The sequence below is a fragment of the Bradyrhizobium sp. Ses1 genome (assembly GCF_059512365.1).
In genome coordinates this window covers 428,894-455,257 of record NZ_JCAMOQ010000001.1, presented here as the reverse complement: position 1 = coordinate 455,257, position 26,364 = coordinate 428,894, and the positions used below count along the sequence as shown (strand labels likewise).

The following is a 26,364-nucleotide window of genomic DNA, read 5'->3' as shown; positions in this document are numbered from 1 at the left end:
GCTCGTCATGCGCGGGCTTGACCCGCGCATCCATCACCTCTTCAAGAACGCAATTTTTGACCGATGGATTGCCGGGTCAAGCCCCGCAATGACAGCCTCACGCGTGGCCAGCTTCGTTCGAGAGCATGCCGACGTCGATGCCTATCTTGCGCAGGGCGCGGTCGTATTTGTCCTCGACATCGTCGCCGAAGATCAATTCCGCATCGGCGTCGCAATGCAGCCAGCCATTGTGCTGGATCTCGTTTTCGAGCTGCCCCGGGGCCCAGCCGGCATAGCCCAGGGCCAGGATCGCATGCCTGGGGCCGGAGCCCTTGGCGATCGCCTTCAGGATGTCGACGGTCGCGGTCAGGCAGATATCGTCGTCGATATTCAGCGTCGCATCCTGGATGTAGAAATCGCTGGAATGGAGCACGAAGCCGCGGCCGGTATCGACCGGGCCGCCCTTCATGACCTTCATGGTCTCGGCATTTTCCGGCAATTTGATCTGGTCGGCCTTCTGGATGATATCGAGTTGCACCAAGAGCCCCGGGAAATCGATGCTTCCGGCCGGACGGTTGACGATGATGCCCATCGCCCCTTCGGCGGAATGCGCGCACATGTAGATGACGGAGCGCTCGAAGCGGGGATCGCTCATAACCGGCATGGCGATCAGGATCTGGCCGTCGAGATAACCGCTGCCCGACGAATTGTCGCCGACGCCGGCCACCTTGCCGCGGGCGGTCTTTGGTGCTTTGCCTTCAGGAGTCATCTGAAAGGCCTCCATGCTGATTTGATATCCTGATATTGGGTGAGGCTTCTGTCAATCAAGCAGAGCGCCGTATTCGCGCCATCCATCACACGCAATTCAATGGTTTACGCAATAACCAGCCGGTAAAGACGTTCCATGATCGCCATAGTTCCCATGCGGGCTGCGCTCGGCCTGCTAGCCACTCTTTCAGTCGTCTGGCCTGCGACGGAGGTACATGCCGAGGATTCCTCGCCCTGGCAGCGGGACGCCCATTCGGCGGTACGGCTGCTTGCAGGTTCGCGTAGCGGCGCGGTTTTGCTAGGCGGTATAGCCATCCAACTCGAGCCCGGTTGGAAAACCTATTGGCGTACCCCCGGCGATTCCGGTGTGCCGCCGCGTTTCGATTTCTCGAAGTCGGAAAATGTCGACGCGGTGACAGTGTTGTGGCCGGCGCCTATGAAATTTGACGACGGCGCCGGCGGCACCTCGCTCGGCTACAAGCACCAGGTGGTGCTGCCGCTTCGGATCGTCGCCAAGAGTGCGGACAAGCCGCTGACGCTGCGCGCCAACATTAACTATGCGGTGTGCGAGAAGCTGTGCATCCCTGTGGAGACCAGCGTCGAGCTTGCTTTTGCGAGCGTCGCCTCCACCGAGGACGGCGCGCTGTCATCCGCGCTCGACGCCGTGCCGAAGCCGGCCAATATCGGCGATCCCAACCCGGTGACGATCCGCGACGTCAAACGCAGCGGCAAGTCGACCGTGCTGGTCGATGTCGCCGCGCCCGAAGGCAAGGACGTCAGCCTGTACGTCGAGGGACCGACGCCGGACTGGGCCCTGCCGGTGCCGAAGCTCGAGCCGAACTCCCCACCCGGGGTGAAACGGTTCTCCTTCGAGCTCGACGGCCTGCCGCCGGGCGCCAATCCGGACGGCGCCGCGCTGAAATTGACCCTGGTCGGCGGCGACCGCGCCTACGAGTTCAACACTAATCTGGAGTGATTAGGAATTTGTAGCCCGGGGACAGTGGCCCCGCGCTGAAAGACGGGCCCGGATTGCGCGGAGCCTGTCATCGGGCGCGTATCGCGCGACCCGTTGGCTTCCATCCGGGCTATGGTTTCACCGTTATCCACCCAACCCATTCTTAACGTTTCGTTGATAGTTCAGGGCCCCTGTCGCAAACGCGCGGCATTTTGGGAATTTTCGCCTTGGCCGTGATGGACGCCCAATCCGCAACCGCTTCGCCCACGGGCATGATGGCGCGTATGCGCGGCCTGATCGGCGGCTCCGGCGAGGCATCTGTCACGCGGCGGCTCGCGGGGACGATCTTCGTCATCCGCGTCGTCAGCGCCGTCGCCGCCTATCTCTCGCAAATCCTGCTCGCGCGCTGGATGGGCAGCTCGGACTATGGCGTCTATGTCTATGTCTGGACCTGGGTGCTGCTGCTCGGCAGCATGATGGATTTCGGCATTTCGGCCTCGGCGCAGAAGCTCATTCCGGAATACCGCACGGCAGGCGAGCACGCGCTATTGCGCGGTTTTCTGTCCGGCAGCCGCTGGCTGACTTTTGCGGTGTCGACCGCGGTCTCGCTGCTGCTCGCAGGCCTCGTCAAGCTGCTGTCGCCATGGATCGGCATGGACACGGTCGTGCCGCTTTATATCGGCTGCCTGACGCTGCCGGCGTTCGTGGTCGCCAATACCCAGGACGGGATTGCCCGGTCGCATGACTGGATGCGGCTCGGCCTGATGCCGCAATTCATCGTGCGCCAGGGACTGATCATCGGCTTCACCGCGGGCGCCGTCGTGCTCGGCTTCGATCTCGGCGCCACCGCCGCGATGCTCGCCAGCGCCGCGGCGGTGTGGATCGCCATGATCGGCCAGATGCTGGTGCTGAACCGCCGCCTCGCGGCCCACGTCGAGCCGGGCGAGAAGGCCTACGACATCAGCGGCTGGCTTGCGGTCTCACTGCCGATCCTGCTGGTCGAAAGCTTTTATCTGCTGCTCTCCTACACCGATGTGCTGGTGCTGCAGCAGTTCCGCTCCTCCGAGGAGGTCGGCGTCTACTTTGCCGTGGTGAAGACGCTGGCGCTGGTGTCCTTCATCCACTACGCGATGTCGGCGACGACGGCGCATCGCTTCGCCGAATACAACGCGCTCGGCGACAAGGCGCGGCTATCGGCCTATGTCGCCCATGCGATCCAGTGGACGTTCTGGCCTTCGCTCGCCGCGACCGTCCTCCTGCTCGCCTTTGGCAAGCCGCTGCTCTGGCTGTTCGGGCCGCAATTCGTCGTCGGCTACGACATCATGTTCCTGGCCGCCATCGGCCTCGTGGTGCGCGCTGCAATCGGCCCGGTCGAACGTCTGCTCAACATGCTCGGCCACCAGAAGATCTGCGCGCTCGCCTACGCGCTCGCCTTCGTCATGAACCTGGTGCTGTGCGTCGCACTGGTACCGCGCTTCGGCGGCCACGGCGCCGCCATAGCGATATCGACGTCGCTGAGCTTCGAGACCGTGCTCTTGTTCTGGATCGTCCGCCGGCGGCTCGGGCTGCACGTGCTGGCGTTCGGGAAGATCGGTTCCGGCTGATAGCAATCCCGGGCCGCGCCACATGTAATCGCAGCGTGACCGCAGCAGACCTGAAAGATCTTCTGGAACGCATTCAGGCGTGGCCGAGGCTCGCAAGGCGAGCTCGCTGCGGTTGCGGAGCAAATCGAGAGTGAACTGCGAGGCGACGCCTATGTCGTCACTTGCGGCAAACTGTGCGCGATCGACGACGCCATAGCCTCGATCGATGCCGACGACTTTGCGACCGACCGCGAAGTGGAACGAAGCGAAGCAATCCATAGCGCCGCAAGTGGAGGCATGGATTGCTTCGCGGAGCCTGTCATCCGGCGCGCGTTCGCGCGACCCGTTGGCTCGCAATGACGGAGGCTGTCATTCCGGGGCGATGCGAAGCATCGAGCCCGGGCTGACGGTGGAGAGTGTAGCGGCTAATTCGTCGGCATCACGTAGGCGTAGATGCGGCTGCGGGAGACCGGGGCTTCGCGGACGCGGTTGCCGTTGTTGCCGGAGATCATGATCGGATTTCCCTTGGCATCGATGCCGGTGATGATGCCGACATGGCCGCCGCGGCGTCCCCGCGACATCACGGCGATGGCACCGACCTGCGGTCCGGAGACACGCTGCCCGTAATGGGCGAACGAGCTCGCCATGTCGGAGCCGGTGCCGCGATAACCCGAATGCTGCAGCACCATGTTCATGAAGCGCGCGCACCACAGGCTGCCGCGGCTGGTCGGGTTGCCGCCGAGGTGACGGCGGGCTTCATCGACGATGTTCGATGAACCGAAGCTTGCCGCCTGCTGAGGCTCCGGCGACAGACTCGCATTGCTGTCGGCAAAGCCTTGCGCCTGCATCTGTGCGACGCCGCGCTCAAAGCGCGAGACGCGGACCCTGCGCCAGTGGTGAGCGCGGGCATGGTGATGCTTGGCATGATGACCGGCATGATCGGCCCTGGCGTGGCGCCCTGCGCCGTGATGAGGCCGTGCCGAAGCGGGAGAAATAGAAGCGACGATAACCGTCGAACACAACGCCAGCGCCAGAACTCGAAGCAACCGGCGGAACGCACGCAACTGAACCATACTTCCCATTTTTTCCTTCTGTTACACCCCCGTTTTCCCAGGTGCGCCCGTCTGTGGATGACATCTGGATGACAGCCGCAGCGCGTTTTGTGCCGCTCAATGTGGCAAGACAAAGATGTCGTGCCGCGCTGCGGCGAAAAATTGCGGGACGATTTCGCGAACATTTGGCGGCGAAAAAGAAACGATGCCGCCGCATTGCAGCCGTGAAGGTTAATTGCAATCCTCGCCGCGCAGGCTCACAAGAAGGAAAAGGTTAAAATGCCCTATGCCGTCGCCAAGGATAATGTCCGCCTCTATTTCGAAGAGGTTGGGAGCGGAACGCCGATCATCTTCCTGCACGAGTTCGCGGCCGATCACACCAATTGGGAGCCGCAGATGCGTTATTTCTCGCGCGGCCACCGCTGCATCGCCTATTCCGCGCGCGGCTACACGCCCTCCGACGTCCCGCCATCGGCCGAGGTCTACAGCTACAAGCATTTTTACACCGATGCGCTCGCGGTGCTCGATCATCTGAACATCGCCCGCGCGCATTTCGTCGGGCTGTCGATGGGCTCCTATTCGTCGCTGCAGGTTGCACTGAATGCGCCCGAGCGCGTGATGTCGATGACGCTCGCAGGCGTCGGCTCCGGCTCAAGTCTCGAACACCTCGACGCCTTCCGTGCGCAATGCCGGGCCAATGCCGAGCAGTATGAGACGATTGGATCGGAAGCGGTCGCCAAGGTGACGCGCGAGGCGCCGGGCCGGATTCCGTTCCTGGTCAAGGATCCGCGCGGCCATGCCGACTTCTATGCCGCACTCGCGCGCCACGATGCCAAGGGATCGGCCAACACCATGCGCAGCTTTCAAGGCGGCCGGCCCTCGATCTACACCATGGCGGAAGCGATCGGACGCGTGCCGACGCCGGCGCTGATCATCTGCGGCGACGAGGACGACAATTGCGTCGAGCCGAGCCTGTTTTTGAAGAAGCATTTGCCCGCGGCGGGGCTGACGTTCTTCCCGAAATCGGGACACGTGCTCAATCTCGAGGAACCGGCGCTGTTCAACGAGATGGTCGAGCGGTTTATTGCGTTGGTGGAAGCGGGAAGGTGGCTGCCGCGCGATCCCAGGTCGATGGTGTAACCGTCATTCCGGGGCACGCGAAGCGTGAACCCGGAATCCATTCATCCACGCGTTTTGCGGCGCAATGGATTCCGGGCCTGCGCCTTCGGCGCATCCCGGAATGACGAGGGGAGGTGCTCGCGGCAACAGTTTAGCCTGTCATTCCGGGGCACGCGAAGCGTGAGCCCGGAATCCATCGAGCCGCAGAGTTCGTGGAGGAAATGGATTCCGGGCTCGATGCTTCGCATCGCCCCGGAATGACGGAGGAGAGGTCTTCCGGAATGACGGGGAGAGTACTCAGCGTCCCTTCCCGCCCCTGCTCAGCAGGAACACGCCCTGTTCGCCGAACATGTTCCAGACCCACCACGGCAGGTTCAGCGGCACCGGGCGGCCGTAGAGGTCGAGCGCGACGGCGCGCTCCATCTTGACGTGGATCTCGTCGCAGAGCTGCACGAAATCCTTGATGGTGCAGAAATGAATGTTGGGGGTGTCGTACCAGGTGGCCGGCAGATTTTCGGTGCGCGGCATGTGCCCGCCGATCAAAAGCTGCAGCCGCATCTTCCAGAAACCGAAATTCGGGAACGAGACGATGGCGCGGTGACCGATGCGCAGGAGATTTTCCAGCACAGCCTTCGGCTGCCGCGTCGCCTGCAGCGTCTGCGACAGGATCACGTAGTCGAACGCATCGTCGGGATAGTTGCCGAGGTCGGTATCGGCGTCGCCCTGCACCACCGCGAGTCCCTTGGCGACGCAGTGGTTGACGCCTTCGCGCGACAACTCGATGCCGCGGCCATCGATGCCGCGACTCTCCAGAAGCTGCAACAGATCGCCGTCACCGCAGCCGACGTCGAGCACGCGCGACCCGGGCTCAACCATTTCGGCGACGAGAAGATGGTCCGGACGAAGGCTCGTGCTCGCCTGCGGCGCCAAGCCGGGCAGCGGCAGAGTTTGCTCCTGAAGCGCCATCACTTAAGCCCCCGCATCGCCAAGGCCGCGCGACTTGCCCGCCGAGTGCAGGAAGGCGCGCGAGATGTCGAAGAATTCGGGCACATCGAGCAGGAAGGCGTCGTGACCCTTGTCGGTCTCGATCTCCGCGAACGAGACCCGCGCGCTGGAGGCATTCAGCGCGTGCACCAGCGCCCGCGCCTCCGAAGTCGGAAACAGCCAGTCGCTCGTGAACGATACTACGCAGAAGCGGGTCTCGACGCCGCGGAACGCCTGCGCCAGCACACCATTGTGGTCGGCGGCGATGTCGAAATAGTCCATCGCGCGCGTCAGATAGAGATAGCTGTTGGCATCGAAGCGCTCGACAAAGGACGAGCCCTGGTAGCGCAGATAGCTCTCGACCTGGAAGTCGGCATCGAAGGAGAATGTCGGCAACTCGCGATCCTGCATCCGCCGCCCGAACTTGCGATGCAGCGCCGCGTCAGAGAGATAGGTGATATGCGCGGCCATCCGCGCGACCGCGAGCCCGCGATGCGGATGCGTGCCCTGGTCGACATAGCTTCCGCCACGCCAATCCGGATCGGCCATCACGGCCTGCCGGCCGAGCTCATGAAAGGCGATGTTCTGCGCCGAATGCCGCGTCGAGCAGGCGATCGCGAGCGTCGAGAACACGCGCTCCGGATAGGCCGCCGCCCATTGCACCGCCTGCATGCCGCCCATGGAGCCGCCGACCACCGCGAACAGCGTCTCGATGCCGAGTTGGTCGATCAGCATCGCCTGCGCACGCACCATGTCAGGGATGGTGATGATCGGAAAATCCAGGCCCCATACCTTGCCGGTCGCAGGGTTCAGCGAGGCAGGGCCAGTCGAACCCATGCAGCCGCCAAGCACGTTGGAGCAGATGATGAAGTATCTGGAGGTGTCGAGCGGCCGGCCGGGGCCGACCATGGTCTCCCACCAGCCAGGCTTGCCGGTCACCGGATGCAAATTGTTGACATGCTGGTCGCCGGTCAGGGCGTGGCAGACCAGAATGGCGTTGGAGCGCTCGGCATTGAGCTCGCCATAGGTCTGATAGGCGATCTGGAACGGCGCAAGGTCAATGCCGCAGTCGAGCTTCAACGGCTGATCCATGCCGAACTTCGCCACCAGCGAGGACGGATGATCGGCCTCATGGGCGCGATCCTCACCCTGAATCGACGGACTCTTGATCGACTGCACCTTGGTCATTTGTGGCGCCTTCCTCCGACGCGGAGGTCCCGGACAGAAATCAGACCATGAAAAACCCGGCCTGAACAAAGGTTCGGCCGGGATCGATCTGTCCCCGGCCTGTTTAGCGAATTCTTTAACGTGGCTGCAAGCCGGCCGGCTCAAATGACCACGAAGTGCTGGGAAAGTAGTCCCTTACCCGGCCTGCGTCAAGGCAAGTGGGGCCGTTAACCTAACCGTGACCTTTAGGCCGAGCTTGCACCATCTGGCCCCATGGGACAGAACGGGGGCTCGCACTTTCTCCCTCTCCCGCCCTTGCGGGGAGAGGGTTGGGGTGAGGGGCTCTCTCCGCGAACACGGTACCAGACGGATTCGCGGAGGCTCCCCCTCACTCGAAATTCAAGCTGCGCTTGAATTTCGACCTCTCCCCGCAGGCGGGGAGAGGTGAAGAGTCTGCTTGCTGATTGAAGAGAAACGACGGGCCCTAGCATGTCAAAACCGCCTCCGGCGCCGCCCTCACTGGCCGAGTTGCGCAAAGAGATCGACGCGATCGACGAGCAGGTTCATCACCTGTTGATGGCGCGTGGCGACATCATCGACCGCCTGATCAGGGTGAAGCAGACCCAGGAAGTCGGCTCCGCATTCCGGCCGGCGCGCGAGGCCTCCATGATGCGCAGCCTGGTCGAGCGCCATCGTGGCATCCTGCCGCTCGACACCATCGAGAGCATCTGGCGCGTCATCATCTCGACGTTCACCTACGTCCAGGCGCCGTTCTCGGTGCATGCCGACGTCTCGGTCGGCGAATCCATGATGCGGGATTCGGCACGCTTCCATTTCGGCTTCGTGGTGCCCTACGTCTCGCATTTCAGCGCGCAGGCGGCGGTCGAAGCGGTGGCGAAATCGAAGGGCGACCTCGCGCTGGTGTCGGCCATTTCCAGCCGCACGCCATGGTGGATCGACCTCGAGGCCGAGGGCGCGCCGAAGATCATCGCGCGATTGCCGTTCCTGGAGCGCGCCGATCATCCCGCGGCGCTGCCCGTGTTCGTGATCTCGCGCGTCGCCGACAACGCGATGGTGACCGAAGTCGAGATGTGGAGCGTGCGCGTTTCCGGCTGGAATGCCGAGATCGCCCGCGCGCTGGCCCCGCTCGCTGAAATCGTCGCGGTGCCGGACACCGCCTTCGACGGCGCGGCGCTTTTGGTATCGGTCGCCGGCCGCGGCTTCGAGGAGATCAAAATGGCCCTGATCCGCGCCGGAGCCTCGGTGCGCTCATCGGCCCTCGTCGGCAGCCACGCAACGCGCTATACGGTGCCCCCCCGCCCCTACAATCCGGAGCTAGAGAGTTAGAGATGTCCCGCCCCGTGCCGAATCCCGGCATCCTCGATATTGCGCCCTACACCCCCGGCAAGAGCCCGGTGGCGGAACCGGGGCGCAAGGTGTTCAAGCTTTCCGCCAACGAAACGCCCTTCGGTCCCTCGCCGAAGGCGATCGAGGCCTATAAGCACGCCGCCGAACATCTCGAGGACTATCCGGAAGGCACCTCAAAGGTGCTGCGCGAGGCAATCGGCCGCGCCTATGGCCTCGACCCGAGCCGCATCATCTGCGGCGCCGGTTCGGACGAAATCCTCAACCTGCTCGCCCACACCTATCTGTGCGAGGGCTCGGAGGCGATCTCCACCACCCACGGCTTCCTGGTCTATCCGATCGCGACCAAGGCGAACGGCGCCAAGAACGTGGTCGTGCCGGAGACCGACTACACCGCAAGTGTCGATGCGATCCTTGAGGCGGTCACGCCGCGGACCAAGCTGATCTGGCTCGCCAATCCGAACAACCCGACCGGCACCTATCTGCCGTTCGACGAGGTCAAGCGCTTGCGCGCAGGCCTGCCGTCGGACGTGCTCCTGGTGATCGACGCCGCCTATTCGGATTACGTGGTGCGCAACGACTATGGCCTCGGTCTCGAACTGTGTGCGACGACCGAGAACACGGTGATGACCCACACCTTCTCCAAGATCCACGGGCTCGCGGCGCTCCGCGTCGGCTGGATGTTTGGCCCGGCGCATATCGTCGATGCGGTGAACCGCATTCGCGGCCCCTTCAACGTTTCTACTCCGGCGATGCTCGCGGCGGTAGCCGCGGTCGAGGACACCGCGCATGTCGAGATGTCCAGGGTGCACAACGAAAAATGGCGGAGCTGGGTGACGGACGAGGTCCGCAAGCTCGGGCTGAAGGTGACGCCGAGCGTCGCCAATTTCGTGCTGATCCATTTCCCGACCGAAAAGGGCAAGACCTCGGCCGATGCGGACGCCTTCCTCACCAAGCGCGGACTGGTGCTGCGTGCCGTGAACAATTACGGCCTGCCGCACGCGCTGCGCATGACCATCGGCACCGAGGAGGCCAACCGCCTCGTGGTCGAGGGCCTGCGCGACTTCATGGATCAGAAGTGAACGCCGCGCCGCACTTTCAACGCATCGCGCTGATCGGCTTCGGCCTGATCGGCGGCTCGATCGCGCGCGGCGCGCGGGCGCAGGGGCTGGTCGGCGAGATCGTCACCACCGCGCGCTCGGAAAAGACGCGCGCGCGGGTCGCCGAGCTTGGCATCGTCGACCGCGTGGTGGAGAACAATGCGGAGGCGGTCAAAGACGCTGATCTCGTCATCCTCTGCATTCCCGTCGGCGCCTGCGGACCCGTGGCGGCGGAGATCGCGCCTTACCTGAAGAAGGGCGCCATCGTCTCCGATGTCGGCTCGGTCAAGGGCGCCATCGTCAGGGACATGGGCCCACATATCCCCGATGGTGTGCACTTCGTGCCCGCGCATCCGGTGGCGGGCACCGAGCACTCAGGTCCCGATTCCGGTTTCGCCGAGCTGTTCATCAACCGCTGGTGCATCCTGACGCCGCCCGAGGGCACTGAGGCGGGCGCGATCGGCAGGCTGCGCGAGTTCTGGGCCGCGCTCGGCGCCAAGGTCGAGATCATGACGCCTGATCATCATGACCTCGTGCTCGCGATCACCAGCCATCTGCCGCATCTGATCGCCTACACCATCGTCGGCACCGCCGACGAGCTGGCGCAGGTGACGTCGTCGGAAGTGATCAAATTCTCCGCCGGCGGCTTCCGCGATTTCACCCGCATCGCGGCGTCCGATCCGACGATGTGGCGCGACGTGTTCCTGAGCAACAAGGACGCGGTGCTGGAGATGCTCGGCACCTTCAACGAGGATCTCTCCAAGCTGACGCGCGCGATCCGCCGCGGCGACGGCGAGGCGCTGTTCGATCATTTCACCCGCACCCGCGCCATCCGCCGCGGCATCGTCGAGATCGGCCAGGATTCGGCCGCGCCGGACTTCGGACGGCCGCATGCGAATCTGGAGAAGAAGTAGCGTGGGGCTTGGTAGCCCGGGTGGAGCGCAGCGCAACCCGGGGCAGGTTTATCCGCGTCACCAGCAGACCCCGGGTTGCGCGGCGCTTCACCCGGGCTACGGAAGCTAGAACAGCGGCGGGATTTGTCCGACCTTGATCGGGCCTAGCAGCACTGCGCCGTCGACGAAGCGCAGCGGGAAGCTGCGCGCCTTCTTGCCTTCGAGCATGGCTTCGTTGCCGAGCGAATTGATGCTGGCGGCAACGCCGACATTGGCGTTCTGCTTGACCATCTTGCCGAGACCAGGGACCGCGCGGTCGAGCGCGCCGAAGAGATTGTTGAGGTCCTGCGTCTTCACGCCGGGCGCGACGCGGTCGAGCGTTGATTGCGGCACGCCCTCCTCCAGCATCTTCTCGATGCCGAGCGCCGGGATCACGCGCTCGAGGCCGGTGACCGTCATCTGCAATTCGCCCTCGATGCGGCCACTCGCGTTGAGGCTCAAGGTACCCGCGGAGATCGCGATCATCTCGCCCTGCTGGATGCGCGACTGCACGATTTCGACATGGCCGCCGGCGGCCTGGATCTCGCGGAAACGCTCCGGCCACGGCTTTGGCGTGAAGTCCTTCAAGCCGGAAATCTTGGTACGGATGTCGGCATCGAACGGCGTTGCCAGCACCGGATGCACGTCCTGCAGGCTGCCGCCATTGATCTGCAGCGCGGTCTCGATCACCGGATTGTCCAGGGAGGAGCCTTCGGCGAGGCGGCCGTGCAACTCGACGTGGCTGGCGCGGCCGAGCGGCGTCTGCACCGAGCCGTTGACGCGGTCGATCGCGGGATCGTCGAACACCAGCGAGGCGCGCTGCGGCACCGCCGGCAGGCCCGCCACGCTGGCGCGCCCCGAGCGCCAGTTCACAGCAAGCGACGGCTGCGCGCCGCGCTCGGCGAGCGTCGCCGGCGCCTTGAATTCGGCGATCACGCGTGTGGGGTCGTAGACCTGCGCCACCACCAGGATCTCGCCGAGCCGCGCGGTGAACGGTGTTTGCGCGCCGGCCGTCTGCGAGATCAAGGTCACGCTGGCGTCCTCGCAGCTGATCTCGAGACGGAAGGGGTAACCCGCGACCGATCGCTTGCCGCAATCATAGACCCGGCCCGCCTTCGCCTCCTGCGCGCGCCAGGCATCGGCCTGCACCCAGACCTGGGACGAGGCATAGAACCAGAACGCGCTCCACGCCACGGCGAGGATCAGGACGAGGACGGGGGCGGCAAAGAGACGCCAACGCGAGCGCCGGTGCGGCGCGGGGGTCATATCAGGCATGCGGCGACCTCTGGCTGTCAATTTTGGCAAATGTAAGCGGCAAATGCCGGCCGGAAAGCCGATGAAACCGCTTCGCTTCGCCCCGCGCTTTTGCTAGCCCTTGCGCCGATGTCCGCGCAACTCCTCTCCCCGCCCGAATCAGGTGACAGCGACCTCTGGGTATTCGGTTACGGCTCGCTGATGTGGAAGCCGGGTTTCGACTTCGAGGAACAGGTGCAGGCGCGGCTGATCGGCGAGCATCGCGCGCTCTGCGTGTATTCCTTCGACCATCGCGGCACGCCGGAAAAGCCGGGGCTGGTGCTCGGGCTCGACCGCGGCGGCGCCTGCCGCGGCATCGCGTTCCGCGTCGCGGCCAAGCGGCGCAGCGAGACCATCGCCTATCTGCGCGGCCGCGAGCAGACCACCAACGTCTATCGCGAGGTGCACCGCTCGGTGTGGCTCGAAGACGACCCGCGGTCACGGGTGGCCGCGCTGACTTACGTCGTAGACCGCAGCCATGTGCAGTACGCCGGCCGGCTGACGCTGGCCGACCAGCTCCGCTACGTGCAGCAGGGCCACGGCCGCTCGGGCAACAACCGCGACTATGTGCTGTCCACGGTGCTCGCGATCGAGAAGCAGGGTTTTCGCGATCCGCAGTTGCACAAGCTCGCGACGATGCTGCACGACGCGCATCCCATCGAGCTGCCGCTGCAGGAAGGAACGTAGCTAAAGCGGGATGGCTCTTGTTTGAATCGGCGTGGCAGCGTTTGCCCACCTCTCCCATAGGGAGAGGTCGCGCGAAGCGCGGGTGAGGGGTCGCGGTCCATCGTTAGAGCCGCGGCCCCTCACCCGATTTGCTGCGCAAATCGACCTCTCCCCGACGGGGAGAGGTAAGGCACCTCCGACGTGGCGCCAACGCGACCTGATCTCATCATGCTCTACACCTTCGCCTTCGCGGTATCGGGCACGACGCCGAACAATTGCGCCTGCTCGGCGCGCGCGTCCTCGACGATGCGGTCGGTGGCGCCCTCGATCGACTCGCGCAGCCGCGTCATGAACTCGTCGCGCCGCAAACCCGCCGGCAGCGGATCAAGGAATTCGACAACCAGCGTCCCAGGATAGCGCATGAAGGTGCGGCGCGGCCAGAACAGGCCGGAGTTGAGCGCGACCGGCAGGCACGGCACGCCGCTCTCGGCATAGATCTGCGCGACGCCAGTCTTGTAGCTCGGCGGCGCGCCGACCGGTCGCCGCGTGCCTTCCGGAAAGATCACGAGCTGGCGGCCGCGCTTCACTTCAGCCGCCGCGCGGCGCAGCGTCTTCACCAGCGAGCGCGGTCCGCCGCCGCGATCGATCGCGATCATGCCCGCCTTGATCAGGAACTGGCCGAACACCGGGATCCAGGTCAGCTCGCGCTTGAGCATGTAGAGCGGGTGGTCGAAGAAGCGCAAAAGCTGGAACGTCTCCCACATCGACTGGTGCTTGGCGGCCACGATCAAGGGCCCTTTCGGAATCTTCTCCACCCCTCGGAATTCGACCCGGATGTTGCAGACGACGCGCATCAGGAACAGCGTCGCGCTCGCCCACCATGCGGCCAGCGTCATCATCGCCCGGCGCGGCAACACGACGGTCGGGATCGCGATGATGCTTAAGCTCACCAGCACGAGATAGAACAGCACGTTGAAGATGAGCGAGCGCACGAAGATCGAAGACATCGAATTCCCGAACACGAGTTGGTCTGGTCAGTTCACCTGCGCGGTCGCGGGCCGGCGCGGCGCCTGCGCGCCGCTGGGTTGATCCAGGAATTCCGGCGTCAGGTCGAGACCGATTCTGGCCAGCCGCACCCGCACCTCCGCCGCGACATATTTGACGTATTCCGATAGCAGGAGGCGCAGCGTTCCGCCACTCATCCACCAGGGTTCGTCGCGCCATTTATCGCCGATCACCACGAACGGGATCAGCTCGACATCCGGCATCGCGTGCGACAGTTCGACGATCGCACGCGGCATGTGGTAGTTCGAGGTGACCACGATCAGCGACTTGAAGCCGCGCTCACGCGCCCAGCGCCGCGTCTCCGCGGCATTGCTCCTGGTATTGACCGCGGAGCGGTCGAGATCGACGCAGCACCTGAGCAGTGCCTGATTGCTCTCGGGCAGCGAGCGGGAAATATCGCTCGCCGCATTGGTCGGGTGAACGCCTGAGATCAGCAGCCGCTTGCCGTAGCCGGCCGCCAGCAATTCCACGGCGTCGGAGATCCGCGAGGAACCGCCGGTCAACACCACGATGCCGTCGGCGTTATGCTCGGGCTGGGTTTCGACGCCGCGCAATTGCGACAGGAACGCGACGAAACCGAACCCGGCGGCGACGAACAGCACCGCCAGCGGCGCGACGATCAGCGCGCGCAGCCATCCGCGCGGCCGCGCTGGCCGGCGCTCTTGCGATCCGTCGTCGAGTTCAGAGCTCATCGGATAATGGCTGTCCTTCCCCGGACGCAATTTTAGTGCGTTTTCGGGCGAAGTGGAGTCCGGCCGTTCCATCAGTCGACATCATCGAGCGTGGCGAACAGCGTCCGCCGTGAGGCCCAGGCCGTGATCGCGGCGATCAATACCGCCTGCAGCGCCAGCACCAGATAGCCGGACGGCCGCAGCGAGAAGGTGCCGAGCAGGGCTGCGAACTGGTCGCCGACCGGAGTGCCCGAGAACCAGCTCGCGATCGATTCAGAGAAGCCGAAGAACAGCATCGCGACGCCGCCGCCGATCAGCCCGCCCTCGAGGCCCAGCATCAGGAAGTGCCGCAGGAAACGGTTGGCAATGTAGCTGTCGGAGGCGCCGACGAAATGCAGCACCTCGACGATCGGCCGGTTGGCGGCCATCGCGCCGCGCGTGGCGAAGGAGACCGAGATGATCGTCGCGATGATCACGAGGGCCAGAATGCCGATGCCGGCGAACACGGTGGCGCCGCTCATCGAGCGCATGCGCTCGATCCAGGCGCGATGATCGTCGACGCTGGCGCCGGGGGCGGCCTGCGTGACCCGCGCTCGGAGCGCTGTGAGGTCGGGCGTGCCGCCGGGCTGCACCCGCGCCACGATGACGCGCGGCACCGGCAATTGCTCGATCGACAATCCGCTGCCGAGCCAGGGCTCGAGCAGTTTTGCGGATTCCTCCTTGCTGAACGGGCGGACTTCGACGATCCCACCTTGCGTCCGCATCGCCTCCGCCGCCGCTGATGTGTCGCGATCGAGATCGCGGCCGGGAGCCGGGCGGATCTGGATCGTGATCTCGCTTGCGACCTCCGACTGCCACTCGGCTGCGGATGCGCTGACCAGGAGCACCGTGCCCGTGGTCATCGAGGCGAGGAAGGTCATGATCGCCACGACAGCGACCAGCGCGCGGCCGGAGATCGAGGCGCGCGGCACGATCGGCGACATGTTGCGCGCGTTCGCCGACACCTGCGGGCGTTCATGCCCGAGGTCGACGAGCGGCACATGCTCTCGGCCGATCTTATTCATAGATGTGCAGCCGTCCCTGGTGCAGCACCAATCGCCGCGCCTCGTACTGGTCCATCAGCGTGATGTCGTGGGTCGCGATGATCACGGCGGTGCCGGACTTGTTCAACTCGATAAACAGGCGAAGCAGCCGCCGCCCGAGCGTCGGATCGACGCTGCCGGTCGGCTCATCCGCCAGCAGCAGTTGCGGCCGCGAGATCACCGCGCGCGCGATCGCGGCGCGCTGCTTCTCGCCGCCCGAGAGGATCGGCGGCAGCGCATCCATTCGCTCGCCGAGGCCGACCCATTTCAAGAGATCGATCACCTCGCGCCGGTAGCTGGATTCGTCGCGGCCCATCACGCGGAACGGCAGCGCGACGTTCTCATAGGTCGTCATGTGGTCGAGCAGGCGAAAGTCCTGCAGCACGATACCGATGCGCTTGCGCAGGTTTGCGATCTGGTCCTTGCTCAGCAGCGAAACATCCTTGCCGAACAGATTCACCAATCCGCGCGTCGGCCGCAGCGACAGGAACAAGAGCCTGAGCAACGAGGTCTTGCCGGCGCCCGACGGGCCGGTGAGGAACTGGAAGGAATGAGCGGGGACGGCGAAGCTGAGGTCGCGCAGAATCTCCGGGCCCAGTCCGTAACGCAATCCGACATTTTCGAACCGAACCAAGCTCTAGCTCCGCTCGACATTGGGTTGGACGTTGGGTTCAACTGGGGCGGCGGCCGGGAACCTCGAACCTTGGCTCAATCCTCGCGCCCGCTTCCGGCTGGGCCGACGGGCCGAACAAAGCGTTTGTGCTTCGGTTATGGTTTCCGATTCGTTAACGGTCGCCTTGTAGCATCCCGGCGCATCCATGGTGGGGATTGGGCTCCATGCATATCGTTTGCCCGCATTGTACAACATCCTATGCGATCAAGCTGGAGACGTTAGGTCCGGCCGGGCGTACGGTGCGTTGTTCCCGCTGCAGGGAAGTCTGGCTGGCGCGGCCGGAGGATGCCGTCGACATCACGGCGCCGATGCCGGCGATGGCGGCGGCGAACAGGTCCGCCGCGTGCGATGCCGCCGCGGAATGGGAGGCGATGGCGCGGCAGGAGGAGGAAGAGCGCACGCCTGTCGTCGACAGCCCCTCGATCTCGGCCGACTGGCCGGCGGACGATGCAGACCGGCAGGACTGGCCGTCGGTCGCCCGGGAAGACGCCGAGGCTCACGTAGATGCCGAAGCCAAACCCCGCCGCCGGCTGCCAGGACTGTTCAGACTGCCCACCCTGCCCCGCATCCGCATGCCCGCAACGAGCCTGCCCACCGCCTGCGCGGCGATGGCGGCGCTGATCGTGGCGCTGGTGGTGTGGCGCGGCGACGTCGTGCGCCTGTTGCCGCAGACCGCGCTGTTCTACCGGCTGGCCGGGCTCGAGGTGAACCTGCGCGGGGTGGCGTTCAAGGACGTCAAAGTCAGTCACGAGACAGTGGACGGCAAGCCGGTGCTGGTGATCGAAGGCATGATCGTCGGCGAGACCCGAAAGCCGGTGGAACTGCCGCGGTTGCGCTTTGCGGTCCGGGACGCGCAGGGCGCAGAGATTTATGCGTGGAACACGGTGCTGGAGCAGCCGGTGCTGAAGCCGGGCGAACGCGCCTTTTTCAAGTCCCGCCTTGCCTCGCCGCCCCCGGAAGGGCGCGACATCGATATCCGCTTCTTCAACAAGCGGGATTTGGCGGCCGGCGGCAAGGCTTAGAATACGAGACGTGTCTTGCGAAGGAGGTTAGCTCGATGCCGCGGGTGTTGATCGCCGACGACGAAGATTCGATGCGCTCGCTGGTGGCGCGCGCCATCGCCATGGACGGCCATGAGACCGTCACCGCGCAGGACGGCGCCGCCGCGCTCGAAATACTGGCGCGGGAGCAAGGCGCCTTCGATCTGCTGCTCACGGATATCCAGATGCCTGTCATGGACGGCATTGCACTGGCGCTCGCCAGCGCGCGCGACTTTCCGGAGTTGAAGATCCTGTTGATGACCGGCTTTGCCGATCAGCGCGAGCGCGCCTCCGGCCTCAATGCGATCGTGCACGACGTGGTGACCAAGCCGTTCTCGGTCGCCGATATCCGCACGGCGGTGGCGGATGCGCTGTCGGCGCGGAAGGTGGCGTAGGGTTGCGCGGGGCTCTCTCCGTCGTCCCGGGCTTGACCCGGGACCCATAACCACAGGGAGGTGTTGTGGCGCGAGCAAGCAGTTGCGGCGAAGCCTACAACAACGGCCTGTGGTTATGGGTCCCGTCTTTCGACGGGACGACAGCTGTGTGTGGGAGCCGCACGTCGCGTCATTACGCGCGGAGCCTCAATAATCCTTCAGCAGCCGCTCGAGATAGTCGAGCTCGATCTGCGGCCGCGACGGGTCGGCGAGGCGGCGGCGGAGTTCTTCCAGGATTCGCCGCACGCGCTGCACGTCGATCTCGCCGGGGATCTTGACGGTGTAGTCGTCACCGAACTCGCGGCCGTGCAAGGGGCGCCCGAGCGGATCGGTCTGGTTGCCGCCGCTCTGCTGCCGGCCGACGCGGTTGCCGGGGCCGTCGCCGGCCTGCTCGCCCTCGCCCTGCTGCATCGCCTCGGCGAGGCTCTGCGCGCCCTTGCGCAGCGCATCCAGCGCACGGCCCTGCGAGTCCACCGCGCCATCGGCATTGCCTTCGCCAAGTCGGCCGCTGGCATCGCCCATCGCGGAATCGGCCTGATCGAGCCCGTCCTCGCCGTCGCCCTGATCGCCCTCCTGGCCGCCCTGACCTTGCTGGCCTTGCTGGCCCTGCTGTCCTTGTTGGCCGCGCTGGCCCTTCTCGCCGCGCTGGCCGGGACCCATGCCGCGCTTGGCGAGCTCTTCCTGCAACTTCTGCAGCCGGTCGCGCAGCGCCTGCTGATCCTGCTGCAGGTCGCCCATGGACTGATCGCCCTGTTTGCCGCGCATGCGGTCGCGCCGCGAATCCTGGCCCTGCTTGAAGGTCTTGTCGCGCAACTGCTGCTGCTTGCGGATCATGTCGCCGAGCTCGTTCAGCGCCTGCTCCATGTCGTTGTCGCCGCTCTGGCCGGGCTGCGCCATCTGCAGGTTCTCCAGCATCTGCTGGAGCTGATCGAGCAACTGCCTTGCCGCGTCCTTGTCGCCGGAACGCGACAGCCGTTCCATGCGGTCGAGCATGTTCTTCAGGTCCTGCTGGCTCAGGACCTTGGCGTTGGGATCGAGCGGGCGCGCCAATTGCTGCGGGTTGTTGCGGAACTGCTCGGCGAGCTGGCGCATGAAATTGTCCAGCGCCGCGCGCAGATTGTCGGTGAGCTTCTTGATCTCCTCGTCGCTCGCGCCACGCTCCAGCGCCTGTTTCAAGGCGTCCTGCGCCGCGCGCAGCGCCTTGTCGACGTCGGTGATGTTGCCGTCCTCGATGGTGACGGCAAGCGCCCACAGGCTGGCGACGACCTCGCGCAGCGCGTTGTCGGTATGGGCGGCCTCGAGCTGCCGCGCCACGCTGTGCAGGCCGAGATAGGTGCCGGCCTCGGGCGTGAACATTTCCGGCGCGATCAACAGCGCGTCCAGCGCGGCGTAGACATCGGCGTTCTTGTTGGCGTTGAGCGCGAGAATGCGGCGCTGCTCAATCAGTGCCCGCGCCAGCGGTTTCGTGAACAACCGCTCCGGCAGGCGCATGTTGAACGGTTCGCTCTTGGCCTCATTGCCGGCCTCGTCCTTTGCCGTCAGCGTCAGCGTCACATCCGCGCCGGCATAGGGGTCTTCGCTCAAATCCTTGACGGTCTGGCCGACGCCATTGCGGGTGCGCGCGTTCGGCAGCACGAGCGGGAATTGCGGCGGCTCGAACAGCGGCCGCACCTCTGCCGTCCTGGTTCCGGCATTCCCGGGGTCCTTCGGCGCCTCGCCCGGACGCGCGACGAACTGCGCGCGCGCTTCGGTGATGCCGTAATCGTCCTCGAGCCGGTAGGACAATTGCAACGAGCCGCGCGCCTGGCGCTCGGGATCCTTGGCCAGGGCGACCGACGGCGGACGGTCAGGCGTTGCGGTAAAACGCCACAGCGGCTGGCCGGCCGGCGCGCGGACATGCGCGGTGCCGTCGCCAGCGATCTTGAAATGCCGCTCGTTGGTGCCCTTCGGCGCCTCGCCGGTCGGGGCAACCTCGGTCACGCCGCCGCCGACCACGACGTCGATATTGCCGCCGCTGGAACGCACGAGCAGCGTGCTGCCGGCGGGAACCGCCAATGGCCCGCTCTCGGCGGCAGCCGCTTCCCGGTTCGCCGACGACAGGATGATCGGCGGCTTGCCGGTATAGTTCGGCGGCGTCACCCAGGCATCGACCCGGATATTGGTCGGCGCCAGCACGCCATTCCAATCGAAGGCGGAGGCGAAACGGAGAGAACGCTCATCGCCTGCGGCGATATAGGTGCCGACCAGCATCACGATCACCAACGCCCGCAGGGCCCAGGGATCATGGATCGGAAGCCGGGGCGACGGCAGGCCGGCACGAATGCGCTTGAGCGAGGCCAGCGTGCGCTCGCGCTGTGCCTGCCACAGCGCCTGCGAGACCGGGTCCTGGCTCGTGAGCGTATCGCTCAGCGCGGTCGCCGGGCGATGGCGGATGCCGGTGCCGCGATCGAGCCGGCTCAAGCCCTCCTCGCGCGTCGGCCAGCGGAAGCGAACCAGCGGAAACAGCGCGGAGAGCGCCAGCACCGCGAACAGGCCCACACCGACGAGACGCACCGCAAGCGGCAGCGCCAGCCAGAGTCCCGCCCAGGAGACGACCAGGAACAATCCGATGACGGTCAGAAACCGGGCCAGATGCGGCCATACGCGCTCCCACGCGATCGCGTATTGTGCCCGCTGCAGGGCTTCGTTCAATTTTAGCCGCGCGACGGCGTTATGCTCGCGCGCGGGTTCAGTGGGGTCGCCGCTCAATAAAATCTCCGGGTTGCCCGACACGTCACCTTACCACAAGGGCGGCAATGAGGCACCCGTTCCGTTCCGGCAACCCACACGTGGAATTACGCATAACACGAAGGCGTGACTGCGCGTGAGCGACCCCGTAACGTCGCCGCCACAACCCCAGATCATGAGCCGAAATCGGGCCATGATCTCATTTTTGTTCGGGCATGGAAAACCGGTTTCCATCTTTCCGGATCATGCTCTCTGAACTGCATGAGGAAACGTTATGGACCAAAAGACGCACGACAAAGGCCTGGAAATCCGCAAGGCCGTGCTCGGCGAGGCCTATGTCTCCAACGCGCTCAAGAACGTCGACAGCTTCAACAAGCCGTTCCAGGACCTGCTCAACGAATATTGCTGGGGCTCGGTATGGGGCCGCGAGGAATTGCCGCGCAAGACCCGCAGCATGCTCGACATCGCCATGATCTCGATCCTGAACCGGCCGCATGAATTGCGCTGACCAACGGCGTCACCCGCGAAGAGATCCGCGAGATCCTGATGCAGGTCGCGATCTATGGCGGTATGCCCGCCGCCGTCGACAGCTTTCGTATCGCGCGCGAAGTATTCGCCGAGATCGATAAGGCGCAACGCCTTCTCCGCCGTCGTCCCGGCCAAGCGAAGCGCGAGCCGGGACCCATAACCACAGGCGGATGTGGTTGCGAAAACTGGGGCCACCGGCCGACGCCACAACTTCTCCCTGGGGTTATGGGTCCCGGGTCAAGTCCGGGACGACAGTGAGTGTGTGGCGTGCTGTTTCGCCGCAACGATCTCACAAATAACGATGCAAACAACGATAAAGGAAACACCATGGAAATTGGATTCATCGGCCTCGGGAACATGGGTTTTCCGATGGCGCGCCGGCTGGTCGAGGCCGGGCATCAACTTACCGTGTTCGATACGCGCAAGGAGGCCGTCGAGCGATTGACCGCGCGCGGCGCGCAAGCGGCGTCCTCGCCGAAGGCGATCGCCGACCGGGTCGAGACCGTGATGGCGAGCCTGCCCTCGCTGCAGGCCTCGCTCGAGGTCGCGACCGGTGCCGGCGGCGTGATCGAGGGCGAGCGCGTCAAGCGCTTCGTCGATCTCTCAACGGTCGGCTCGCAGATGGCGGTGCGCATCCATGACCTATTGGCGAAGCGCAACATCGTGCAGATCGACAGCCCCGTCAGCGGCGGCGTCGGCGGCGCCGAGAAAGGAACGCTGGCGGTGATGGTCTCCGGTCCGCGCGCGGACTACGAGGTGCTGAAACCCGCGCTCGACGTGATCGGCAAGGTGTTCTTCATCGGCGAGAAGCCGGGCTCGGGCCAGACGATGAAGCTCGCCAACAATTTCCTGTCGGCGACTGCGATGGTTGCGACCTCGGAAGCGGTGGTGATGGGCGTGAAGTCCGGGCTCGATCCGGCCGTGATGATCGATGTCATCAATGCGGGCTCTGGCATGAATACGGCGAGCCGCGACAAGTTTCCGCGCTCGGTGCTGCCGCGCACGTTCGATTTCGGCTTCGCCACCGGCTTGATGGTGAAGGATGTGCGGCTGTGCCTGGACGAGATGAAGTCGCTCGGCCTGTCGATGGAAGTCGCCGAGGCCGTCGGCCGCCTCTGGGAAACCGTGATCCGCGAGACGGGACCGGACTCCGATTTCACCTCCGCGATCAAGCCGGTCGAGAAAGCGGCGGGCGTCGTGGTCGGTGGCGCGCGAGCAAGCGGTTGAAGCGGAGCACACCCCAAACGCCTGTGGTTATGGATCCCCGCTTTCGCGGGACGACGCTGAACAAGGTGATGTTTGAATCAAAAGAAAGACCGCCTCTCGGCGGTCTTTCTGCATTCAACGAAAGTGTTTTGTGCCGGTCGTTTTTTGTGGCGCCTATCGCGCAAGCGCTATTTCGAGTTGCGGCGGCGCCTGACGTACCAATAGACGCCTGCAGCGACGAGAAAGGGAAGGCCAGCGCCAGCGGCTGGGCCGGGCGCACCACGATATGTTCCCTGGCCGACATAGGTGTAGACCTGGTCGGGAGGGAAGAACAGCGTGGCCGTGAAGTACACACCGGCGGGCACCGCCGCCGCCATCAAGAGGAAAATCGCGAGAACCCAGCCTGGCAATGACATTGTTACACCCCGCTCAGCCGCATTTGATAATATTAATCTCACTCGAATTTAAATATCTGTCAATGAAGATTTAATATTTAAATGGCAGGCATGCGAAAATGACGCAGGCATCTGGGGCAGAAAGTGAAAATACTACGCCCTCTTCGAGACTTATCAGTCACACCGACAAGCAGCGGGCACCGCTCCGCGGCTGTGAGATGGTGTGATCACCGTTCTGTTAAGGCAAAAGCTGCGCGGCGCCCGTCAGAGCCCAAAACGGCTCCCCAAGCCTCCGCACTGCACCGGGAATTCGTCCGGGAGGCCCGATTATTTGAAAACTCCCGCTGTCGCGCGGATTTTTCAATCGTTAAGCTGAATTATAAACCTGTTAAATCGCGACGGGAATTTAAATGCATTAATTCCCGATCGCCACTCACAGCCACGGGGCGGGCTTGTCCATCGCGATCAGCGCCTCGACGTCGACGCGGGGGCGCACGATGGCATACTGATCGTCCTTGACCAGCACTTCCGGCACCAGGGGCCTGGTGTTGTAGCTGCCGGACTGCACCGCGCCATAGGCGCCGGCGGTCATGATCGCCAGGAGATCGCCGGGCTTGGGCTCGGGCAGCGAACGGTCGAGCGCGAGATAGTCGCCGCTTTCGCAGACCGGGCCGACCACGTCGGCAACCATCATCGGCGCGTCTTTCTTGGCCTGCCGCACCGGCAGGATGTCGTGATGCGCTTCGTACAGCGTCGGTCGGATCAGGTCGTTCATCGCGGCATCGATGATGACGAAGTTCTTGGCATCGCCATGCTTCACATAGATCACGCGGGTGAGGAGGATGCCGGCATTGCCGACGATCATCCGCCCCGGCTCGAACATCAGCGTGCAGCCAAGGTTATGCGTCACGCGCCTCACCATCGCGGCATAGGCGTCGGGTGCCGGCGGCGCCTCGCGGTCCATGTAATAGGGAATGCCAAGGCCGCCGCCGAAATCGATATGCGAGATGTTGTGGCCGTCGGCGCGCAAGGTCTGGACGAATTCGGCGAGGATCCGGAACGCCGTCTCCATCTTGCTGAGATCGGTGATCTGGCTGCCGATATGCATGTCGGCCCCGCGCACCTCGATGCCCGGCAGCTTCGCCGCGCGGGCATAGACGTCTCTCGCACGGGAGATCGGGATGCCGAACTTGTTCTCGGACTTGCCGGTCGAGATCTTGGCATGCGTCCCGGCATCGACGTCAGGATTGACGCGCACCGAAATGCGCGCGGTCTTGCCCATCTCGGCCGCAAGCCGCGACAGCAGTTCAAGCTCAGGCTCGGATTCGATATTGATGCAGAGGATGTCGGCGGAAAGCGCGGCGCGCAGCTCGGCCTCGGTCTTGCCGACGCCGGAGAAGACGATCTTCGAGGGTGGAATGCCCGCGGCAAGGGCTCGCTTCAATTCGCCGCCCGAGACTACGTCGGCGCCGGCGCCAAGCTTTGCCAAGGTGCGCAGGACCGACTGGTTGGAATTCGCCTTCATCGCGTAGCAGACGAGCACCTTCTCGCCGGCGAAGGCTTCGGTGAACACCCGGTAGTGGCGCTCCAAGGTCGCGGTCGAATAGCAATAGAATGGCGTGCCCACGGTCTCGGCAAGCCTGGACAGGTCAACGGCTTCGGCGTGCAGCACGCCGTCGCGATAGTCGAAATGATTCATGGCGCGCTCAGTCGAGAAGCGGGTCGAGGACGAAGGATCGCTGACGACCCTTGGCCGCAGCCGGCGGCGCATCCGTTCCGTAGTTCGGATTGAACAGGCTGGGCTGGGCTGCCCGCTGGGTCTCGGTATCTTGCGGCGCGGCCGGCGTCTGCGCCGAGCTCGCGGTCGGCGGCAGGTCGAGCGGTCCCTTGCGTCCGCAGCCGCCGAGCGTCAGCGCGGCAACGCCGACAAGGATGAGAGCCCATCCCGACCGGGTCAGGCGGTGGTTACTGGTCACGACGAAATCCCCAATGCGGACCGCACCATACAAACATTGATTTGCTCTGGCGAGCCCCCGGATAACCATGAGATTGCAGCGAAATTTGTCGTTCAGCCAAATTTTCGCTCTTTTTCCAGCCGCTTCGCCCAGGTCTTCGCCTGGGAAAGCACGTTCTTCGGCGCGGTGCCGCCGTAGCTGATGCGGCTTTTCACCGATGATTCGACCGAGAGCACCTTCAGCGCGTCGGCAGTGATCTTCGGCTCGACCTCCTGCATCGCCTTCAGCGGCAGTTCGTGCAGGGCGACGGCCTGCTGCGAAGCCAGCGCCACGATGCGGCCGGTGACGTGGTGGGCCTCGCGGAACGGCATTTTCAGCGTCCGCACCAGCCAGTCGGCGAGGTCGGTGGCGGTGGCATAGCCCTCGCCGGCCGCGGCTTTCATCCGCCCCTCGTCGGGCACGAGGTCTTCGACCATGCCGGACATGGCGCGGATCGCGAGCGAGAGCGCGGCAAAGGCCTCCATCGCGCCCTGCTTGTCCTCCTGCATGTCCTTTTGATAGGCGAGCGGCAGGCCCTTCATCACGATCAGGAGCGCGGTGAGCGCGCCGATCACGCGGCCGGTCTTGGCGCGCACCAGTTCCGCCGCATCCGGGTTGCGCTTCTGCGGCATGATGGAGGAGCCGGTGGTGAACTTGTCGCTGAGGCGGACCAGGCCCACCAGCGGCGAGGTCCAGACCACGATCTCTTCCGCAAAACGCGACAGGTGCACAGCCGTGATCGCGGCAGCCGACAGGGTTTCCAGGACGAAATCGCGGTCGGAGACGGCGTCGAGCGAATTGGCCATCGGGCGGTCGAAGTCGAGCGCTTTTGCCGTCGCGGCCCGGTCGATCGGAAACGAGGTGCCGGCGAGCGCCGCGGCGCCGAGCGGCGATTCGTTCAGCCGCTTGCGAGCATCAGCGAAGCGGCCGCGGTCGCGCGCCGCCATCTCGACATAGGCGAGAAGATGATGCCCGAAGGTCACGGGCTGGGCGGTCTGCAGATGGGTGAAGCCCGGCATCACCGTTCCGGCATGTTCCAGCGCGCGCTCGACCAACGCTTGTTGGAACGCGGCCAGCGCCGCGTCGGTCTCATCTATCGTGTCGCGGACATAGAGGCGGAAGTCGGTCGCAACCTGGTCGTTGCGGGAGCGCGCGGTGTGCAGCCGTCCGGCGGCCGGGCCGATTAGCTCGGACAGGCGGCTCTCGACGTTCATATGGATATCTTCGAGCGCGCGCTTGAAATCGAACGATCCCTTGTCGATTTCTGACAAAATCGTGTCTAGACCTTTGCCGATATTTTTCGCATCAGACGCGGTGATGATGCCTTGCGCGGCGAGCATCGCGGCGTGGGCCTTGGACGCAGCAATGTCCTGGGCGTAAAGGTGACGATCGACGTCGATGGAGACGTTGATTTCCTCCATGATCGCGTCGGGACGTTCGGAGAACCGACCGCCCCACATCTTGTTGCTCATGATTGCTCGCTCACGACTTCTTAAAACTTCAGGCCTGCCCTTGATCGCCCGACCGTCAAAACCGAACCGGCCACCGGCGCGGGCCCTGCTTAGCCATATCTGACGCGGAATGAC

At 64.7% G+C, this 26,364-nt stretch carries 25 protein-coding genes, 1 pseudogene and 1 riboswitch; of the genes and pseudogenes, 12 read left to right on the top strand and 14 right to left on the bottom strand.

The genetic code is table 11. The features are described from left to right. Nucleotides 1–97: 97 nt before the first annotated feature. Complete coding sequence (locus tag AC5ZG5_RS02185; RefSeq protein WP_456640916.1) at nt 98–748, bottom strand: YqgE/AlgH family protein; 651 nt, start codon at nt 746–748, stop codon at nt 98–100. Between the two features lie 135 nt (nt 749–883). Between AC5ZG5_RS02185 and AC5ZG5_RS02180 the strand changes: the two genes are divergently transcribed. Next, complete coding sequence (locus AC5ZG5_RS02180) at nt 884–1,723, top strand: protein-disulfide reductase DsbD domain-containing protein (RefSeq protein WP_456640915.1); 840 nt, start codon at nt 884–886, stop codon at nt 1,721–1,723. A 206-nt stretch (nt 1,724–1,929) separates the two neighbouring features. Continuing rightward, nucleotides 1,930–3,306, top strand: a complete 1,377-nt coding sequence (locus tag AC5ZG5_RS02175; protein ID WP_165435543.1) for a lipopolysaccharide biosynthesis protein — start codon at nt 1,930–1,932, stop codon at nt 3,304–3,306. Between the two features lie 404 nt (nt 3,307–3,710). Here AC5ZG5_RS02175 and AC5ZG5_RS02170 read toward each other — a convergent pair whose 3' ends face one another. Next, a complete protein-coding gene (locus AC5ZG5_RS02170; protein ID WP_456641012.1) occupies nt 3,711–4,358 on the bottom strand; it encodes a TIGR02594 family protein in 648 nt (215 codons plus the stop codon). 53 nt (nt 4,359–4,411) lie between these two features. Between AC5ZG5_RS02170 and AC5ZG5_RS02165 the strand changes: the two genes are divergently transcribed. Beyond that, nucleotides 4,412–4,615, top strand: a complete 204-nt coding sequence (locus AC5ZG5_RS02165; RefSeq protein ID WP_456640914.1) for a hypothetical protein — start codon at nt 4,412–4,414, stop codon at nt 4,613–4,615. 1 nt (nt 4,616) lies between these two features. Next, nucleotides 4,617–5,477, top strand: coding sequence for an alpha/beta fold hydrolase (locus AC5ZG5_RS02160; RefSeq protein WP_456640913.1), 861 nt, complete (start codon nt 4,617–4,619; stop codon nt 5,475–5,477). Between the two features lie 276 nt (nt 5,478–5,753). Here AC5ZG5_RS02160 and metW read toward each other — a convergent pair whose 3' ends face one another. Then, a complete protein-coding gene (gene metW / locus AC5ZG5_RS02155) occupies nt 5,754–6,422 on the bottom strand; it encodes a methionine biosynthesis protein MetW (RefSeq protein ID WP_130229631.1) in 669 nt (222 codons plus the stop codon). A 3-nt stretch (nt 6,423–6,425) separates the two neighbouring features. Beyond that, nucleotides 6,426–7,628 carry a homoserine O-acetyltransferase MetX gene (gene metX, locus AC5ZG5_RS02150; RefSeq protein WP_456640912.1) on the bottom strand — a complete coding sequence of 401 codons (1,203 nt, stop codon included), beginning with the start codon at nt 7,626–7,628 and terminating at the stop codon, nt 6,426–6,428. Between the two features lie 82 nt (nt 7,629–7,710). Further along, nucleotides 7,711–7,790, bottom strand: a riboswitch (SAM riboswitch). Between the two features lie 306 nt (nt 7,791–8,096). Between metX and AC5ZG5_RS02145 the strand changes: the two genes are divergently transcribed. The 3 genes from AC5ZG5_RS02145 to AC5ZG5_RS02135 are packed head-to-tail and all read left to right on the top strand — an operon-like array spanning nt 8,097 to nt 10,986. Continuing rightward, the gene (locus AC5ZG5_RS02145) at nt 8,097–8,954 is read left to right on the top strand and encodes a chorismate mutase (protein WP_456640911.1); all 858 of its coding nucleotides are present in this window, start codon (nt 8,097–8,099) and stop codon (nt 8,952–8,954) included. A gap of 2 nt (nt 8,955–8,956) precedes the next feature. Further along, nucleotides 8,957–10,054, top strand: a complete 1,098-nt coding sequence (hisC, locus tag AC5ZG5_RS02140; RefSeq protein WP_456640910.1) for a histidinol-phosphate transaminase — start codon at nt 8,957–8,959, stop codon at nt 10,052–10,054. Next, a complete protein-coding gene (locus AC5ZG5_RS02135; protein WP_456640909.1) occupies nt 10,051–10,986 on the top strand; it encodes a prephenate/arogenate dehydrogenase family protein in 936 nt (311 codons plus the stop codon). The genes hisC and AC5ZG5_RS02135 overlap by 4 nt, the downstream gene beginning before the upstream one ends. Before the next feature lie 105 nt (nt 10,987–11,091). Here the strand turns inward: AC5ZG5_RS02135 and AC5ZG5_RS02130 are convergent, their stop codons facing one another. After that, entirely contained in the window at nt 11,092–12,279 is a 1,188-nt protein-coding gene (locus AC5ZG5_RS02130) for a DUF2125 domain-containing protein (protein ID WP_456640908.1), read from the bottom strand. Between the two features lie 108 nt (nt 12,280–12,387). Between AC5ZG5_RS02130 and AC5ZG5_RS02125 the strand changes: the two genes are divergently transcribed. Continuing rightward, complete coding sequence (locus tag AC5ZG5_RS02125) at nt 12,388–12,984, top strand: gamma-glutamylcyclotransferase (RefSeq protein WP_028163760.1); 597 nt, start codon at nt 12,388–12,390, stop codon at nt 12,982–12,984. 212 nt (nt 12,985–13,196) lie between these two features. Here the strand turns inward: AC5ZG5_RS02125 and AC5ZG5_RS02120 are convergent, their stop codons facing one another. The 4 genes from AC5ZG5_RS02120 to ftsE form a co-directional block, all read right to left on the bottom strand. After that, nucleotides 13,197–13,970 carry a lysophospholipid acyltransferase family protein gene (locus AC5ZG5_RS02120; RefSeq protein WP_456640907.1) on the bottom strand — a complete coding sequence of 258 codons (774 nt, stop codon included), beginning with the start codon at nt 13,968–13,970 and terminating at the stop codon, nt 13,197–13,199. Nucleotides 13,971–13,997: 27 nt separating this feature from the next. Continuing rightward, nucleotides 13,998–14,720: a YdcF family protein gene (locus AC5ZG5_RS02115; RefSeq protein ID WP_456640906.1), complete on the bottom strand. Its 723-nt coding sequence runs from the start codon at nt 14,718–14,720 to the stop codon at nt 13,998–14,000. Nucleotides 14,721–14,791: 71 nt separating this feature from the next. Next, nucleotides 14,792–15,763 carry a cell division protein FtsX gene (locus AC5ZG5_RS02110; RefSeq protein WP_028163763.1) on the bottom strand — a complete coding sequence of 324 codons (972 nt, stop codon included), beginning with the start codon at nt 15,761–15,763 and terminating at the stop codon, nt 14,792–14,794. Then, nucleotides 15,756–16,415 (bottom strand): cell division ATP-binding protein FtsE, encoded by a 660-nt coding sequence (ftsE, locus tag AC5ZG5_RS02105; protein ID WP_130229349.1) that lies wholly within the window; start codon nt 16,413–16,415, stop codon nt 15,756–15,758. Before ftsE ends, AC5ZG5_RS02110 begins: the two co-directional genes overlap by 8 nt. Before the next feature lie 203 nt (nt 16,416–16,618). Between ftsE and AC5ZG5_RS02100 the strand changes: the two genes are divergently transcribed. Both AC5ZG5_RS02100 and AC5ZG5_RS02095 read left to right on the top strand, forming a co-directional pair. Continuing rightward, nucleotides 16,619–17,476, top strand: a complete 858-nt coding sequence (locus AC5ZG5_RS02100) for an MJ0042-type zinc finger domain-containing protein (RefSeq protein ID WP_456640905.1) — start codon at nt 16,619–16,621, stop codon at nt 17,474–17,476. Nucleotides 17,477–17,511: 35 nt separating this feature from the next. After that, the gene (locus AC5ZG5_RS02095; protein WP_028163766.1) at nt 17,512–17,889 is read left to right on the top strand and encodes a response regulator; all 378 of its coding nucleotides are present in this window, start codon (nt 17,512–17,514) and stop codon (nt 17,887–17,889) included. Between the two features lie 186 nt (nt 17,890–18,075). On the opposite strand, the gene AC5ZG5_RS02090 is transcribed toward AC5ZG5_RS02095, so the two are convergent. Further along, nucleotides 18,076–20,676 (bottom strand): TIGR02302 family protein, encoded by a 2,601-nt coding sequence (locus AC5ZG5_RS02090; RefSeq protein WP_456640904.1) that lies wholly within the window; start codon nt 20,674–20,676, stop codon nt 18,076–18,078. Between the two features lie 253 nt (nt 20,677–20,929). Here AC5ZG5_RS02090 and AC5ZG5_RS02085 point away from each other — a divergent pair. Further along, nucleotides 20,930–21,282, top strand: a pseudogene (locus AC5ZG5_RS02085) (carboxymuconolactone decarboxylase family protein); the annotation flags it as partial. 228 nt (nt 21,283–21,510) lie between these two features. Then, nucleotides 21,511–22,410, top strand: coding sequence for an NAD(P)-dependent oxidoreductase (locus tag AC5ZG5_RS02080; protein WP_456640903.1), 900 nt, complete (start codon nt 21,511–21,513; stop codon nt 22,408–22,410). Nucleotides 22,411–22,577: 167 nt separating this feature from the next. Here AC5ZG5_RS02080 and AC5ZG5_RS02075 read toward each other — a convergent pair whose 3' ends face one another. The 4 genes from AC5ZG5_RS02075 to argH form a co-directional block, all read right to left on the bottom strand. Then, nucleotides 22,578–22,805, bottom strand: coding sequence for a hypothetical protein (locus AC5ZG5_RS02075; protein ID WP_028163770.1), 228 nt, complete (start codon nt 22,803–22,805; stop codon nt 22,578–22,580). A gap of 412 nt (nt 22,806–23,217) precedes the next feature. After that, on the bottom strand, nt 23,218–24,483 hold the full coding sequence (gene lysA / locus AC5ZG5_RS02070; protein WP_130229354.1) for a diaminopimelate decarboxylase: 1,266 nt from the start codon (nt 24,481–24,483) through the stop codon (nt 23,218–23,220). A 7-nt stretch (nt 24,484–24,490) separates the two neighbouring features. Beyond that, nucleotides 24,491–24,760 carry an LPS translocon maturation chaperone LptM gene (gene lptM / locus AC5ZG5_RS02065; RefSeq protein WP_028163772.1) on the bottom strand — a complete coding sequence of 90 codons (270 nt, stop codon included), beginning with the start codon at nt 24,758–24,760 and terminating at the stop codon, nt 24,491–24,493. Nucleotides 24,761–24,852: 92 nt separating this feature from the next. Further along, nucleotides 24,853–26,250: an argininosuccinate lyase gene (argH, locus tag AC5ZG5_RS02060; protein ID WP_456640902.1), complete on the bottom strand. Its 1,398-nt coding sequence runs from the start codon at nt 26,248–26,250 to the stop codon at nt 24,853–24,855. Nucleotides 26,251–26,364: the final 114 nt, after the last annotated feature.